Annotated in this window: 13 protein-coding genes and 2 pseudogenes; 4 read left to right on the top strand and 11 right to left on the bottom strand. The window is 70.1% G+C overall.

Features of this window, described 5'->3' with window-relative positions; genetic code table 11:
* Positions 1-7: 7 nt before the first annotated feature.
* Complete coding sequence (locus tag AB0959_RS30160; protein ID WP_366829785.1) at positions 8-550, bottom strand: sigma-70 family RNA polymerase sigma factor; 543 nt, start codon at positions 548-550, stop codon at positions 8-10.
* A 73-nt stretch (positions 551-623) separates the two neighbouring features.
* Positions 624-1793, bottom strand: a complete 1170-nt coding sequence (locus AB0959_RS30155; protein ID WP_366829784.1) for a glycerophosphodiester phosphodiesterase — start codon at positions 1791-1793, stop codon at positions 624-626.
* Positions 1794-2168: 375 nt separating this feature from the next.
* On the opposite strand from AB0959_RS30155, the gene AB0959_RS30150 reads away from it, so the two are divergent.
* Positions 2169-2843 carry a lysophospholipid acyltransferase family protein gene (locus AB0959_RS30150; RefSeq protein ID WP_366829783.1) on the top strand — a complete coding sequence of 225 codons (675 nt, stop codon included), beginning with the start codon at positions 2169-2171 and terminating at the stop codon, positions 2841-2843.
* Between the two features lie 174 nt (positions 2844-3017).
* On the opposite strand, the gene AB0959_RS30145 is transcribed toward AB0959_RS30150, so the two are convergent.
* From AB0959_RS30145 to AB0959_RS30105, 9 genes and pseudogenes are all read right to left on the bottom strand, one after another.
* Positions 3018-4547 (bottom strand): MFS transporter, encoded by a 1530-nt coding sequence (locus AB0959_RS30145; RefSeq protein WP_366829782.1) that lies wholly within the window; start codon positions 4545-4547, stop codon positions 3018-3020.
* Entirely contained in the window at positions 4544-5095 is a 552-nt protein-coding gene (locus AB0959_RS30140; RefSeq protein WP_366829781.1) for a helix-turn-helix domain-containing protein, read from the bottom strand. The genes AB0959_RS30145 and AB0959_RS30140 overlap by 4 nt, the downstream gene beginning before the upstream one ends.
* Positions 5096-5183: 88 nt before the next feature.
* Positions 5184-6155 carry an aldo/keto reductase gene (locus AB0959_RS30135; protein ID WP_366829780.1) on the bottom strand — a complete coding sequence of 324 codons (972 nt, stop codon included), beginning with the start codon at positions 6153-6155 and terminating at the stop codon, positions 5184-5186.
* 87 nt (positions 6156-6242) lie between these two features.
* Positions 6243-6368, bottom strand: a complete 126-nt coding sequence (locus AB0959_RS30130; RefSeq protein ID WP_366829779.1) for a hypothetical protein — start codon at positions 6366-6368, stop codon at positions 6243-6245.
* Between the two features lie 124 nt (positions 6369-6492).
* Positions 6493-7716, bottom strand: coding sequence for an RNA-guided endonuclease TnpB family protein (locus AB0959_RS30125; protein WP_366829778.1), 1224 nt, complete (start codon positions 7714-7716; stop codon positions 6493-6495).
* Positions 7717-8037: 321 nt separating this feature from the next.
* Positions 8038-8313, bottom strand: coding sequence for a hypothetical protein (locus AB0959_RS30120; RefSeq protein WP_366829777.1), 276 nt, complete (start codon positions 8311-8313; stop codon positions 8038-8040).
* Between the two features lie 465 nt (positions 8314-8778).
* Complete coding sequence (gene argH / locus AB0959_RS30115; protein ID WP_366829776.1) at positions 8779-10209, bottom strand: argininosuccinate lyase; 1431 nt, start codon at positions 10207-10209, stop codon at positions 8779-8781.
* 83 nt (positions 10210-10292) lie between these two features.
* Positions 10293-10600 (bottom strand): annotated as a pseudogene (locus tag AB0959_RS30110) (argininosuccinate synthase); the annotation flags it as partial.
* Between the two features lie 276 nt (positions 10601-10876).
* Positions 10877-11473 (bottom strand): annotated as a pseudogene (locus AB0959_RS30105) (argininosuccinate synthase domain-containing protein); the annotation flags it as partial.
* Between the two features lie 270 nt (positions 11474-11743).
* On the opposite strand from AB0959_RS30105, the gene AB0959_RS30100 reads away from it, so the two are divergent.
* The 3 genes from AB0959_RS30100 (at position 11744) to AB0959_RS30090 (ending at position 14113) form a co-directional block, all read left to right on the top strand.
* Positions 11744-12673, top strand: coding sequence for a hypothetical protein (locus tag AB0959_RS30100; RefSeq protein ID WP_366829774.1), 930 nt, complete (start codon positions 11744-11746; stop codon positions 12671-12673).
* 150 nt (positions 12674-12823) lie between these two features.
* Positions 12824-13411: a pyridoxamine 5'-phosphate oxidase family protein gene (locus AB0959_RS30095; RefSeq protein ID WP_366829773.1), complete on the top strand. Its 588-nt coding sequence runs from the start codon at positions 12824-12826 to the stop codon at positions 13409-13411.
* 3 nt (positions 13412-13414) lie between these two features.
* Positions 13415-14113 (top strand): L,D-transpeptidase family protein, encoded by a 699-nt coding sequence (locus AB0959_RS30090; RefSeq protein WP_366829772.1) that lies wholly within the window; start codon positions 13415-13417, stop codon positions 14111-14113.
* Positions 14114-14140: the final 27 nt, after the last annotated feature.

The raw sequence follows: 14140 nt of genomic DNA, 5'->3' as shown, positions 1-14140 counted from the left end.
CTCACTCCTATCCCCGCGGTTCCCGGGCCGCAACCTCCGCGACAAGCAAACGACGCAGACATCCCAGACATCTGGAGCGTTCCGGCCCAAGACTCCCCTGTGAGATACCCAACTCACTCGCGATCTCACGGTACGTAAGGTCCCGAGGGGACAGGAGTGCCGCGAGCAGCCGCGGACAGCGGCCGGGCAGCCGGCGCACCGCCGCATACAGGGCACGGCGGCGGGCGGCGGCGAGGGCCAGTTGCTCGTGGCCCCGGTCGCGGTCGTCGGCGGGCTCGGTGAGTCCGGCGAGTTCGGCGGGCCCGGCGGCCTCGTCCTCGTATCGCCGTTCCCGGCGGGTCGTACGGCGCGTACGGCGCGCCTCGGAGCGAACGGCCCGGCGCAGCCACCCCTGCGGGTCCACCGGTGGGCCGTCGGAGTCGAGGCGCTCCAGGAGGCGGAGCCAGACGGCCTGTTCCAGGTCGCCCGGCTCGGTTCCGGAGGCGTGCGCCTCGGCCGAGGCCTCGGCGGTCAGCAACGGGCGCAGGACGGTGACCAGGTCGTGTGTCATATGCGACACGACGCGGCCGCCCGGGCAAGGGGTTGCCCGGGCGGCCGCCTGTCACCCCATCGGGGCCTGTCGCTCAGCTGTTGACGAAGTCCTCGCGGGCCAGCACCCCGGTGTCGGCGTTGTCGGTGAAGACACCGTCGATGCCGGTGGCGAAGTACGTCTTGAAGACGCTGAAGACGTCGCCGTAGGCGTCCGCGTCCGTCCCCTTGCGGAAGCTCGTGGGGAGGAAGGGGTTCTCGTTGCGCATCGTGTAGGGGTGCAGGACCAGTCCGCGCTTGTGGGCGTCGGCGACGAGCGTGGTGGGCGTGGTGAGGTTGCCGTTCGTGTCCTTCGGGATGATCAGGTCGAGCGTCGGGCCGATGCCCTGCGCGTAGCCGGCGATCTCCCGCAGACCCTGCGGCTTGATCAGGTCGGCGACCGTACGCGGGTCGCCCGTCTCGACGAAGTCCCACGGGCGGGTGGTGGCGCCCGAGAGCAGGACGACGAGGGGGTTGTCGATGAGCTTGTTCAGGCGCTGGATGCTGGTCGGCTCGAACGACTGCACGATGACCGGCGAGTTCCGCCAGTCCTTGCCGTACTTGCGCAGCAGCTTGGCGACCCGCTCCTCCGTGCCCAGGCCGAGCTTGCGGAAGTAGGTGGGGTGCTTGAGCTCGGGGTAGATCCAGACCTGCTTGCCGCGCTTACGGGTCTGCTCGTCCTGCCACTTCAGGACCTCTTCGAAGGTGGGGATATCCCAGCGGCCGTTGTAGAGGGTGTTGTGCGGGCGGTTGGCCGGGATGCGCTCGACGGCGCGGAGCGTCTTCAGCTCGGCGAGCGTGAAGTCCTCGGTGAACCAGCCGGTGGTGGAGACACCGTCCAGCGACTTCGTGGTCTTGCGGTCGGCGAACTCGGGGTGGTCCGCGACGTCCGTGGTGCCGCCGATCTCCGGCTCGTGGCGGCAGACGAGGTGACCGTCCTTGGTCGGCACCAGGTCGCCGGCCTCGACGATGTCGGCACCGAGGTCGAGGGCCAGCTGGTAGGAGCCGAAGGTGTGCTCGGGGCGGTAGCCGCTGGCCCCGCGGTGGCCGATGATCGTCGGCACGGGCAGGCTCTTCAGCCCGCCGCTGCCCTGCCGGGCGTCGGCGGCGGCCGCCGTACCGGACAGCCCGAGGACCGCTCCGCCCGCTCCGAGCACCGCGGCGCCGAGCAGCGCCCGCCGTCCCGTGCCCCGGTCCTGCTGCTCGTACGACTCCTGCGTCCCCATACGGCTTTCCTCCCACCAGACGCCCTGCACCTTTCAAAGCGCGACGATCGTAGGTGGCGTGAGGTGACGTACGGGAGACCTGGGACGGAACACGCGGATGACGCTGGATGTCTTCCAGCCGCCTTGCATGGCGGGTGAGTTGACGTGCCGTCGGCTTGGGCGGGGCGGCCCTGGGTACTCGGCCGAGGACAGCGTGCGATGTCCGTCACACGAACGGCCCCGGTGTAGAAACGCTCAACGGGGCGCAACCGCAGGTAAAACTACGTCAACAGTACGTATCTACTCCGTGAACCCGATGTGCGAGACCCGGGGAACCGCGAGTATCGTCCTCACCTGCACAGACTCATATCAACCCCCTTGACACCGGAGGGCCTGTTGTCCCGCTTCGCGCTCATCAAGGCAGTGCTCGGACCGATCATGCGCCTGATGTTCCGCCCACGGGTGGAGGGTGCGGAGCACATCCCGGGGGACGGTCCGGTGATCCTCGCCGGCAACCACCTCACGTTCATCGACTCCATGATCCTGCCGCTGGTGTGCGACCGGCAGGTGTTCTTCATCGGCAAGGACGAGTACGTCACCGGCAAGGGATTCAAGGGCCGGCTGATGGCCTGGTTCTTCACCGGCGTCGGCATGATCCCCGTCGACCGGGACGGCGGCCGGGGCGGGGTCGCCGCGCTGATGACCGGGCGGCGCGTGCTGGAGGAGGGCCGGATGTTCGGCATCTACCCGGAGGGCACGCGGTCGCCCGACGGGCGTCTGTACAGGGGGCGCACCGGCATCGCGCGGTTGACGCTGATGACCGGTGCGCCGGTGGTGCCGTTCGCGATGATCGGTACGGACAAGATCCAGCCGGGGGGTTCGGGGTTGCCGCGGCCTCGGCGGGTCACTGTGCGGTTCGGTGAGGCGATGGAGTTCTCCCGGTACGAGGGGATGGACCGGGACCGGTACGTGCTGCGTGCCGTGACCGACTCCGTGATGGCTGAGGTCATGCGGTTGTCGGGGCAGGAGTATGTGGACATGTACGCGACGAAGGCCAAGGAAGCGGCCTGACGCTCCGCTGGGCGGGGTGGGGGTGGGGGTGCGGGTTGTTGGTTGACTGCGGGTTCGTTGTGGTTTTTTGCGCAGTTCCCCGCGCCCCTGATGCGTGATGCCGGTCGCTCGTCGGGTACCGGTTCGTTGTGGTTATTGCGCGGTTCCCCGCGCCCCTCTGGGCGCGGGGCTGCGCTAGTGGGTGGGGGCGTTCTCCAGTTTCTGGTTGCGCAGGAGGAACCAGGCTGCGACCGATGCGGTGAGTAGGACCGCTGCGCCGAGGCCCGCCGCGATCGCGAGGCCGTCCACGAAGGCTTCGCGGGCCGCTGTCATGAGGGCGGCCGCGTTGTGCGCGGGCAGGGCCGACGCCACCTCTACGGCACCGCCCAGCGACTCGTGCGCCGCGGCCGGGGTGCCCGCCGGAGCCGGGAAGCCGCGGTAGACGCCGGTGACGATGGAGCCGAGCAGGGCGATACCGAGGGCGGCGCCCAGTTCGTACGCCGTCTCGGACACCGCGGACGCGGCGCCCGCCTGCTCCTTGGGCACACTGGAGAGGATCACGTCGGCGGTCACGGTGAACGAGAAGCCCGCGCCGACGCCGACCACGAGCAGTGCCGTACCGATCAGCGGGTAGCCGGTGGACTGGTCGATCACGGTGAGCGCTGCCAGCGCCAGGCCGACCGCCGCCAGTCCGCCCGCGACGACGGAGCGCACGGAGAACCTGCGGGCGAACGAGCCCGCCACCAGTCCGGTCGCCACCGCACCGACAGCGGCGGGCAGTTCGGCGAGTCCCGCCTCGAACGGGCCCCTGCCCTGGACGAGTTGCAGGTACTGCGAGAGGAAGAACACCACTCCGGCCAGGCCGAGGATGGTCAGCAGGTCGGCGAGCACGGCTCCGGAGAACCCGCGGTTGCGGAACAGCCGCATCTCCAGCAGCGGCTGGGGCAGCGCGAGCTGGCGCCGTACGAACCAGTACAGGGCGCCCGCACCGAGCGCGGCGGCACCCAGCGCGTCCGGTGACAGCCCGTGGGTCGCGAGCTCCTTCACCGCGTAGACGACACCGATCATGCCGGCGAACGACAGGACGACGCTGGTCAGGTCCCAGGGACCGGGAGCCGGGTTGCGCGACTCGGGCAGCAGCTTGGCGCCGACGACGACGAGGACGGCCATCACCGGGAGGTTGATCAGGAAGACCGAGCCCCACCAGAAGTGTTCGAGCAGGAAACCGCCCAGCACCGGGCCGACCGCGGTGCCGGCGGAGGCGGTGGCGCCCCAGATGCCGATGGCGAGGCTGCGTTCACGCGGGTCATGGAAGAGGTTGCGGATCAGGGCCAGCGTGGCGGGCATCAGGGTGGCACCCGCGACACCGAGCAACGCCCGCGCCAGGATCATCAGCTCCGGGGTCACGGCGTAGGCGTTGAGCACGGATATCGCGCCGAAGGCCGTGGCGCCGATCAGCAGCAGCTTCTTGCGGCCGATGCGGTCACCGAGGCTGCCCATGGAGACGAGCAGGCCCGCGATCACGAACGAGTAGACGTCGCCGATCCACAGGAGCTGGGTGCCCGAGGGCTTCAGCTCCTCGCTGATGTACGGCGTGGCGAGACCGAGGACGGTGGCGTCGACGGCCACCAGCAGCACGGCGAGGACGAGGACGCCGAGCGCCGCCCAACGGCCAGGGCGCTTCACCGCCTCGGTCGTGTTCGCCGGCTGCAGGGTGCTGGTCATGATTCCTCTCTCCGTAGTGCGCCGCCGAGCAGCAGCTCGACGATCATGAACTGGAAGTCCTTGGTGGCCACCCGGCCGTCGAGTACGGCCCAGGCGCCGGAGGCGACGAGCCCGTACATCGCCTCGGTGAGCCATGCGGGGGTGAGGTCGATACGGAACTCACCGCTCTCCTGGCCGCGCCGGAACAGCGCGGCGATGCGCGCGTCGAGCCGCGCCCAGCCCTCGTTCTGCCCCTCGCCCTCGAACAGCTGGCTCTCGCCGTAGAGGAAGGCGAGCAGCCCGGCGACGGGTTCGAACTCCCCGACGAGCCGCCGTACGGCTTCGCTCGCCGGCCCCTCGTCCAGGCGGGCCGCGTCCAGGGCCTTGCCGCACTCCTCGATGCCGAGCGCCTCCAGCGCCCGGACGAGGGCGTCGCGCCCGGCGAAGTGGCGGTGCAGAGTGGCCCGACTGATCCCCGCCGCCTTGGCCACCTCGTCCATGGTGGCGCTGGATTTGCGGGTCAGCAGGGCGGCGGCGCTGCGCAGTACGTGATCACGATCGAGGGCCATGAGACAACCATAGCCCATGTGAGACATTTATGTCTCACTGCAGGCGCAGGCGTCTCACGGCCCTCGGTTCGAGCGGGTTCAGTCGGTGTCAGTGCCAGGGCAGCTGCCCGCGCCGCTCCCAGTACGCGGCCGGTTCCTCGGCGAGTGCGGCGAGGCGGGCCGCCTGGTCGTCGTCGAGGTCGACGACGGCGGCGTGCAGGTTGGAGGCGAGCTGGAGGGTGGTCGCCGCGCCGGACAGCACGACGCCCGCCCACGGCTGGCGCAGCACGAGGGCGAGGGCGACCGCGTCGGTGCCCAGTCCGGCGTCCTGGGCGATGGCCCTGACCTCCTCGGGGGCGTGGGGCCCGGCGAGACGCCCGTTGGCCATGCCCTCCTTGACGATCACCGTGAGCCCGGCGTCGTGCGCCTCGGCGAGTGCCGGGGCGGCCGAGGTCTCCAGGACGTTGTACGTGGACTGCACGGTGCGGAAGAGGGGCTCGCCGTCGACGGTCACGGAGAGCGCGGCGCGGATCGCGTCGGCCTGGGCGGGGCCGCTGGTGGAGAAGCCGATCGTGGTGCCCCGCGCCGCGGCCTCGGCCAGCTTGGCGTGGAGCTCCTTGTCGGTGAGGGCCGGGCTGTCCGGGGTCACCGAGTGGATCTGGTACAGGTCGAGCCGATCGCCGAGGAGTGTGGCGGTCTCGGCGCGCTGCCGCTCGTACGTCTGGAGGCTGTGGTCCTTGACCTCGTGCTTCTCGGCGTCGGTGCGCCAGTCGGCGGTGTACGTGTAGCCCCACTTGCTGCCGATCACGACGTCGTCGACGTCGGGGCGGGCCGTCAGCCAGTCGGCGAGGAACTCCTCGGCGCGGCCGTAGGAACGGGCCGCGTCGAAGTAGCGGACGCCCTGGGCATAGGCGGCGTCGAGGAGTTCGTGGCTGCGGGCCCGCAGGTCGTCGACGCTGCGCCCGGCGGGGAGGTCCTCGTCCCGGCCGAGGTTGATGTAACCGGGGCGGCCCACGGCGGCCAGGCCCAAGCCGATGTGACAGGTGGGAGTCGTCGCTGAGGCGAGGCGGGCGAAGGGCATCGCGGCTCCGTTTCGGTCGGCTCCTTGCAGTGCGGATCCAACCTAACCCGCCAGGTGACGGCGGACCGGCGGGAGGCACGGGAAGGGCTACCCGTGCGCGTCCGCGGGCCTGCTGTCGGTCAGTGCGCGTCGCGCGTGCCGGACATAGCGTTCGAACAGTTCGGGCTGGCCGGCCCGGAGGATGTCGACCACGGGCGAGTCGGCTCTGCGCATCCCCGCCAGGTAGTGGGAGGTACGGCAGCGGCCCGAGGCGGAGTCGGGATCGACGAGGGAGACTTGACATGCTTCTCGCCCTGAAAGGCGAGGATTCTGGCCTTCTCGACCGGACCCTGTGCCGCTACGCGGCGCGGGGTCCGGTCGGGAATCCGTGGCTTCCTGTTTCTCCGCGCTGTGCCGGGATTGCTCCTGGTCTTACCGGCGCTCCGCAGGCCGATACCGCCAGTCCGGCGGCCGTCTTGATGTTGATCGCGGCGTTGGTGTCCCGGTCGTGGAGGGTGCCGCAGGCGGTACAGGTCCATTTTCGGACGTTGAGGGGTTTGGGTCCGTCCTTGACGCCGCAGGTGGAGCAGGTCTGGGAGGTCGGTGTGAACCGGCCGATCTTGATCAGGGTGCGGCCGTGCCGTTCTGCTTTGTACTCCAGCATGCTGATGAACGAGGCCCATCCGGCGTCGTGCACGGACTTGGCCAGCTTCGTACGGGCCAGCCCCGCCACCGACAGGTCCTCCACGGCGATCCCTTGGTTCTCGGAGATCAGTTTCGTGGAGAGCTGGTGGTGGAACTCACGGCGCGCGTCAGCAACCTTGGCATGGGCGCGGGCGACCTTCAGGCGGGCCTTGGCCCGGTTCCTTGAGCCCTTCCGCTTGCGGGACAGTTCCTTCTGGGCCTTCTTCAGCTTCTTCTCCGCGCGCCGAAGGAAGCGTGGGGAGTCGATCTTCGTGCCGTCGGACAGGACCGCGAAGTGGGTGAGGCCGAGATCGATGCCGATGGTGCGGTCGGTTTCCGGCATCCGGGTCGCGTCGGCGGCTGGGTCGGTGTCGATGACGAAGGAGGCGAAATATCTGCCGGCGGCGTCCTTGATGACGGTGACGGAGGTGGGGGTGGCGGGCAGGGTGCGGGACCACTTCACCTTGACCGCGCCGATCTTCGGCAGGTTCAGCCGGCCGCTGTCGGTGATGTTCCAGCGGGCGTTGGCAGTGAACCGGATCGACTGCCGGGCGTCCTTGCGGGACTTGAACCGTGGTGCTCCCACCTTCGGGCCCCTGCGGGTGCCCTTGAGGGAGGCGAAGAAGGTGCGGTACGCGGTCTCGGCGTCCCGCAGCGACTGCTGGAGCACCACCGCGGACACCTCACCCAGCCAGCAGCGCGCCGCCGTCTGCTTCGCTTCGGTAATCAGCCTTTTCGACAGCTGACCGGCCGTCGGAAATGGCTGCCCGGCTCGGCGGGCGTCCTCGCGGGCGCGGACGGCGTCGTTGAACACCGCCCGGGCGCACCCGAACGCCCTGGCCAGCGCGGTGCGCTGACCGGCATTCGGGTAGAGCCTGAACGCGTACCTGAGCTGCATGACGATCACTCTAGAAAGCTCGAACACCCGCTGTCGCTGGGAACATGTGCGCGAGATGTCACCGACGCCGTGCACTCCACGGCTCCGCCGTAACAGCACCGCGACGCTCTGCGTCGCCACGGCGAGCTTCGCTTCATCCCTGGCCTGAAGGCCGGAGCACTGCGAATGAATCCCGGTAGCAGGTGGGCAGGTGCCGTGTGAAGCGCACGGCCATCTGCCGGGGGGTCCCTCCGCCGCGAACTCCCGGGCCACCGCAGCCAGTTGGCGGGCAGACTCCGCGGCCCGTACCGGCAGGTCGGGGTCGCCGATGCTGCGGGCGTACTAGATGGTCAGCGCGGATTCCGGGTCGGCCACGAGATAGGTGATCCGCACGCCCCGGCTGAGCAGCCGGCGCACGGGGTCGGCGAAGTCCCGCTCGGGACGGGAGACGAACAGGCTCGTCAGGCTCCGCAGGGCGACGCCGATCTCGATGATCTCCGTCTGCGCCCCCGCGAGGAACGCGGCTTTCTCCGTGGGCGGAGGCCGTCCGTGGGCGTGGACGGTCAGGCCGTGTCCCCCGTCGCCCGCGGGCAGTCGCTCGTCGATGACACCGGCCAACTCCTCCAGGAACGTCTGCCGTTCGGCGTCCCGCAGGAACAGGTCGTAGTAGAAGGGGACGGCGATACCGGCCGCCGCGAAGAGAGCGAGTTCATTGAGGACGGCCCAGCCGAAGCCGTCACGGCCGTTGGACAGCAGGGCCAGGCTCAGGCCGGCGAGCAGGACGCACAGCGCTGGGCCCTTCTGATGGATCTCCGTGGGAGAAGGAGCGGCGTTCGGTGCGTGCTCTCGGCGTGCCGGGCGGAAGTCCTCGTAGCGGAGCTACTAGGGCTTTTGTCCGGTGCGGCGAGAGTGCGTGCCGGGCGTCGCGACGCCGCGGAGATCCATCAGAAGGGCCCTGGAGCGGCACGGAACCTGCCGAGCAGCCGGCGATGCCCCGGCGCGGTGTTCTCCATGTGTCCCCCCGCCTCACTGTCTGCCCGAGGAGGCGGGGGTTCACGCGCGCCCTACTGCTTCACGCGCGCCTTACTGCTTCTTGGCGTTCGCCCATGCGTGCTGCGCCGCCACGTCCGCCTTGACCTCGGTGAGCTGGACGGCGACCGCGCTGGGGGCCGTGCCGCCGCGGCCGTTGCGGGAGGCGAGGGCGCCCGGCACGTTGAGTACCGACCGGACCTCGGGGGTGAGGTGGGCGGAGATCTTCGCGAACTGGTCGTCGGTCAGCTCGTCCAGCTCCTTGCCCTCGGCCTCGGCGGCCTTGACGCACTCGCCGGCGACCTCGTGGGCCACACGGAACGGCACGCCCTGCTTGACGAGCCACTCGGCGACGTCGGTGGCCAGCGAGAACCCGGCCGGGGCCAGCTCCTCCATGCGCTCGCGGTGGACGGTGAGCGTTGCCATCATGCCGGTGAACGCGGGGAGCAGGACCTCCAGCTGGTCGATGGAGTCGAAGACCGGCTCCTTGTCCTCCTGGAGGTCGCGGTTGTAGGCGAGGGGCAGGGCCTTGAGGGTCGCCATCAGACCGGTCAGGTTGCCGATGAGACGGCCGCTCTTGCCGCGGGCCAGCTCCGCGATGTCCGGGTTCTTCTTCTGCGGCATGATCGACGAGCCCGTGGAGAACGCGTCGTGGAGGGTGACGAAGGAGAACTCCTTCGTGTTCCAGATGATGACCTCCTCCGCGATCCGGGAGAGGTTCACGCCGATCATCGCGGTGATGAAGGCGAACTCGGCGACGAAGTCGCGGGAGGCCGTGCCGTCGATCGAGTTGCCGACGCTGCCGTGCTCGAAGCCGAGGTCCTTCGCCACCGCCTCCGGGTCCAGGCCGAGGGAGGAGCCCGCCAGCGCGCCCGAGCCGTACGGCGACACGGCCGTCCGCTCGTCCCACTGGCGCAGGCGTTCGGCGTCACGCGACAGGGACTGGGCGTGGGCCAGGACGTGGTGGGCGAACAGGACCGGCTGGGCGTGCTGGAGGTGGGTGCGGCCCGGCATGGCGACGTCCGGGTGGGCCTCGGCGAGGCCGACCAGCGCGTCCTGGAGTTCGGCGATCAGGCCGCCGATGGTGCGGGCGTGGTCGCGCAGGCACATACGGAACAGGGTCGCGACCTGGTCGTTGCGGGAGCGGCCCGCGCGCAGCTTCCCCCCGAGGTCGGGGCCGAGGCGCTCCAGCAGGCCGCGCTCCAGTGCGGTGTGGACGTCCTCGTCGGCGACGGTGCCCACGAAGGAGCCGTCGGCGACATCCGCTTCGAGCTGGTCGAGGCCGGCGATCATCCGCGTCAGCTCGTCGTCCGTGAGCAGGCCCGCCTTGTGCAGCACGCGCGCGTGGGCACGCGAGCCGGCGATGTCGTACGGCGCGAGCCGCCAGTCGAAGTGGACGGAGGCGGACAGCTTCGCCAGGGCCTCGGCGGGGCCGTCGGCGAAACGGGCGCCCCAGAGCCGTACGTCACCGCTGTTGCTGCTCACTTGGGTTGCTCCTAGAAGAGATACGGGTGTGCCGCCGCCTCCCTGCCGACCGGCGGCCAGGGAGGCGGCACTCACGCTACTGCTTACGCCAGGTCCCGCTTGGCCGCGATCTTCGACGACAGGCTGTAGATGTCGATGAAGCCCTTGGCCGCGGCCTGGTCGAACGTGTCGCCGGTGTCGTAGGTGGCGAGGTTGAAGTCGTAGAGGGAGGACTCCGAGCGGCGGCCGGTGACGACGGCGCGGCCGCCGTGGAGGGTCATCCGGATGTCGCCGTCGACCTGCTGGTTGGCCTGGTTGATGAAACCGTCCAGGGCGCGCTTGAGCGAGGCGAACTGCCCGTCGTAGACCAGTTCGCCCCAGCACAGCACTGCTCGACCTGCCGCTTTTGACGCCCTCCCCTGCCCGAGGGCAGGAGATCTCGGTCCGCACTGCTAGGCAGTACCACCACGGGTTCCTGTTTCACAGGCCTCTGCCAACTGGTGAGAGTCGGTCTAACGTGGCCTCCGCAGGCCTGACTTCCCGCCCGTCCGGCGGTAGATCGGACAACTCCGTTATCCGATGGGGTGATTCTAGCCATGCCGCTGCGGCTCTTCGGGCCCCTGCGCGCAGAACGCCCTACACCTCCACCCTGAAGGGCGAAGTCCTGGTCAGGGGTTCGACAGGTGCCCTCGATCGACGCGTTCCAGATGTCCTCCAGGAAGCCCGTCTCGACGGCGCGCCCGAAGACGTTCTGGTCGATGGAGTACGGGGACTTCTTGGTGGTCGCGATCGGGAGGTTCTTCTGCTCGCAGAACGCGATGGCCTTGTCGCGGGTCATCGCGTAGTCACGGACCGGGGCGATGCACTTGAGGCCGGGGGCGAGGGCGACGATGCCGGCCTCGAAGCGGACCTGGTCGTTGCCCTTGCCGGTGCAGCCGTGGGCGACCGTGGTGGCGCCGTGCTTCTTGGCGGCGGCGACGAGGTGCTTGACGATCGTCGGCCGGGAGAGCGCCGAGACCAGCGGGTAGCGGTCCATGTAGAGGGCGTTGGCCTTGATCGCCGGGAGGCAGTACTCGTCGGCGAACTCGTCCCTGGCGTCGGCGACCTCGGCCTCGACGGCACCGCAGGCGAGGGCGCGCTTGCGGATGACCTCCAGGTCCTCGCCGCCCTGGCCGACGTCGACCGCGACGGCGATGACCTCGGCGCCCGTCTCCTCGGCGATCCAGCCGATGGCGACGGAGGTGTCCAGACCGCCCGAGTAGGCGAGTACGACGCGCTCGGTCACGGGTTTCTCCTCACGGTGCGCTCACTGCCATGCATGAGTATGCAGGGGTCTGCATGATTCGTCAATCTGGGGAGGGCCTGGCGCGCCCCGGGCGCGGCCCCCGGAAAGAAGTTGAACGAAATTTCAGGAGCCCTTGAACGAGGGAACGCGCTTTCTCGTACCTCTCCCCGAACGCAGGCGCCGCGTTTGTAAACAAAGGAAACAGAGGACCGGGCCCTCCCGCCGACCGACGGACGGCCCCGACCCCCCGACCCCTAGTGAGGCATCCGCATGTCCAGGGCTCTTCCGAAGTACCACAAGCGCCGCGTCTTCATGATCGGCGGCGCCGCCGCTGTGGTGTTGTCCGGGGCGGTGATCGCCGGGTCCGCCTTGGCCGGGGAGACGTCGAAGAGCAGCACCAACGCGTCGACCAAGGCCGCCTCGCCCGGCACGATCAGCTGCCCGGCGGTGGAGGGCGAGCTGCCCGCGATCCCCGCCTCCGCACAGGCCGAGGTCGACAACAACCTCGCCCAGCTCGAGACCCAGATCCAGGAAGCCAACCAGCGCCTCGTCGACACCGTCGGCCAGGGCGGCGCCAACTTCGTCCAGAACGCCATTCTCGGCCCCCTGGAGGACAAGCGCGTCGCCGCGCTCAACCGCATCGAGACCGCCATCGGCCGCGCCGCGGACAAGCCCGAGGGCCTCGAAGCCCTCGCCCCCTGCGAGCTGAACGCCGGTGGTGACGCGGCGGCGGGCGAGGACGCGCAGGCCGGCGGTGAGGACGCCGCGGCCGAGGCCGGCGGGGCGGCGGGCGACGAGGCGGCAGGCGACAACGCCGCCGGCGGGGACGCCGCGGGTGAGGCAGCGGGCGACGCCGGGAACGCCGGCGGCGCCGAGGACGCGGGTGACGCGGCGGGCGGCGGAGCCGCCGGCACGATCAGCTGCCCGGCGGTGGAGGGCGAGCTGCCCACGATCCCCGCCTCCGCGCAGGCCGAGGTCGACCGCAACCTCGCCCTCCTCGACACCCAGATCCAGGAAGCCAACCAGCGCCTCGTCGACACCGTCGGCCAGGGCGGCGCCAACTTCGTCCAGAACGCCATCCTCGGCCCCCTCGAGGACAAGCGCGTCGCCGCGCTCAACCGCATCGAGACCGCCATCGGCCGCGCCGCGGACAAGCCCGAGGGCCTCGAAGCCCTCGCCCCCTGCGAGCTGAACCAGTAACAGGGCTGCCGTGGCCGCCCCGCGCGCCGGCCGGGGCGGCCACGGCCTGGTTCTGCCCGGACCAGGGGCACAGATCCGCCGACAGAACCCCCTCAGTCAGATCCACAATTCCTTAGACAGTCGAAAGGCTTTCCCGGACAATCGTTTGACATGGGAAAGACCTATGAGCGCATTGACGGCCGCCTCCGTACGTTCATCGAGGCCCAGCCTCTCTTCTTCACGGCCACCGCGCCCCTCTCCGGCGACGGCACGGTCAACCTCTCCCCCAAGGGCCTGAGGGGCTCCTTCGCCGTGCTCGACGAACTCACCGTCGCCTACCTGGACTTCGCCGGCAGCAACGCCGAGACCATCGCTCATCTGCGGGAGAACGGCCGCATCACCCTCATGTGGTGCGCCTTCCAGGGCCCGCCGAACATCGTCCGCGTGCACGGCCGCGGAGAGCCCGTCTTCCGCGACGACCCTCGCTTCGCGGACCTGCTCGCGCACTTCCCCGACATCGACCCGACGCAGCACGGCCTGCGCGCGATCATCGTCGTACGGGCCGACCTCGTGCGCGACACCTGCGGGTACGCGGTGCCCTTCATGTCGTACGACGAGGACCGCGACCTGCACGGCAAGCGCTTCGCGCGGGAGGACGACGCCTCGCTCAGCGCCTACTTCACCAAGAAGGAGCACGTCGCGACCAGCCTGGATGGACTACCCGGGCTGCCGTTGCCGCTTCCTCCCTCTAGCGTCTGAGGCATGCGCCCTGCCCTGACCACCGCCGTCCTCGCCGCCGCCTCCCTCGCACTCGGTGCCGCGCCCGCGGGTGAGACGCCTCTGCCCGAGCGGATGGCCGACACCGGGGGCGGCACCCAGCTGATCACCGCCGTGGCCGAGGGCACCTCCTCGACGACGGGCACGGTCACGTGGTGGGACCGGCAGGACGGCCGGTGGGTGGAGGCGGGTTCCGCTCCGGCGCGTTTCGGGGCCAAGGGGCTCGCCGAGGGCGGCTCCCGCCGGCAGGGGACCAACACGACGCCCACCGGGCTGTACGACCTCCCGTACGCCTTCGGGATCGAGGAGGCGCCCGCCGGCACTAGGGCACCGTACCGGCGGGTCCGCGACGACTCGTGGTGGTGCCAGGACAACGAGTCCGGCTCCTACAACCGCTGGACCGAGCCCCTCGCCTCCGACTGCCGCGCCACCGAGGCCGAGCACCTCGTCACGTACGACACGCAGTACGCGTACGCCTACGTCATCGCCTTCAACTACGCCAAGCCGGTGCGGGAGCGCGGCGCCGGCATCTTCCTGCACGTCAACGGGAGCGGGGCGACGGCGGGTTGTGTCTCCGTGCCCAGGGACGCGATGCGGAGGGTCCTCGCGTGGGCCGACCCGGAGCGCGCGCCGCACATCGCGATCGGGACCACGAGCGGTCCCACGGCGATCACCCGGTACTAGGCATCACCCGGTACTAGGTGTTACCCA

The sequence above is a fragment of the Streptomyces sp. NPDC046862 genome (genome assembly GCF_040704615.1).
Taxonomy (GTDB): Bacteria; Actinomycetota; Actinomycetes; order Streptomycetales; family Streptomycetaceae; genus Streptomyces.
The sequence above is the reverse complement of the archived record's forward strand: the minus strand, read 5'-3'. Positions and strand labels throughout refer to the sequence as shown.

Bases quoted from the DNA above. Each gene is read 5' to 3' on its own strand.
- AB0959_RS30160 (WP_366829785.1), bottom strand. From the start codon at position 550: ATGACACACGACCTGGTCACCGTCCTGCGCCCGTTGCTGACCGCCGAG.
- AB0959_RS30155 (WP_366829784.1), bottom strand. From the start codon at position 1,793: ATGGGGACGCAGGAGTCGTACGAGCAGCAGGACCGGGGCACGGGACGG.
- AB0959_RS30145 (WP_366829782.1), bottom strand. From the start codon at position 4,547: ATGACCAGCACCCTGCAGCCGGCGAACACGACCGAGGCGGTGAAGCGC.
- AB0959_RS30140 (WP_366829781.1), bottom strand. From the start codon at position 5,095: ATGGCCCTCGATCGTGATCACGTACTGCGCAGCGCCGCCGCCCTGCTG.
- AB0959_RS30135 (WP_366829780.1), bottom strand. From the start codon at position 6,155: ATGCCCTTCGCCCGCCTCGCCTCAGCGACGACTCCCACCTGTCACATC.
- AB0959_RS30130 (WP_366829779.1), bottom strand. From the start codon at position 6,368: ATGCGCAGAGCCGACTCGCCCGTGGTCGACATCCTCCGGGCCGGCCAG.
- AB0959_RS30125 (WP_366829778.1), bottom strand. From the start codon at position 7,716: ATGCAGCTCAGGTACGCGTTCAGGCTCTACCCGAATGCCGGTCAGCGC.
- AB0959_RS30100 (WP_366829774.1), top strand. From the start codon at position 11,744: ATGTCCAGGGCTCTTCCGAAGTACCACAAGCGCCGCGTCTTCATGATC.
- AB0959_RS30095 (WP_366829773.1), top strand. From the start codon at position 12,824: ATGGGAAAGACCTATGAGCGCATTGACGGCCGCCTCCGTACGTTCATC.
- AB0959_RS30090 (WP_366829772.1), top strand. From the start codon at position 13,415: ATGCGCCCTGCCCTGACCACCGCCGTCCTCGCCGCCGCCTCCCTCGCA.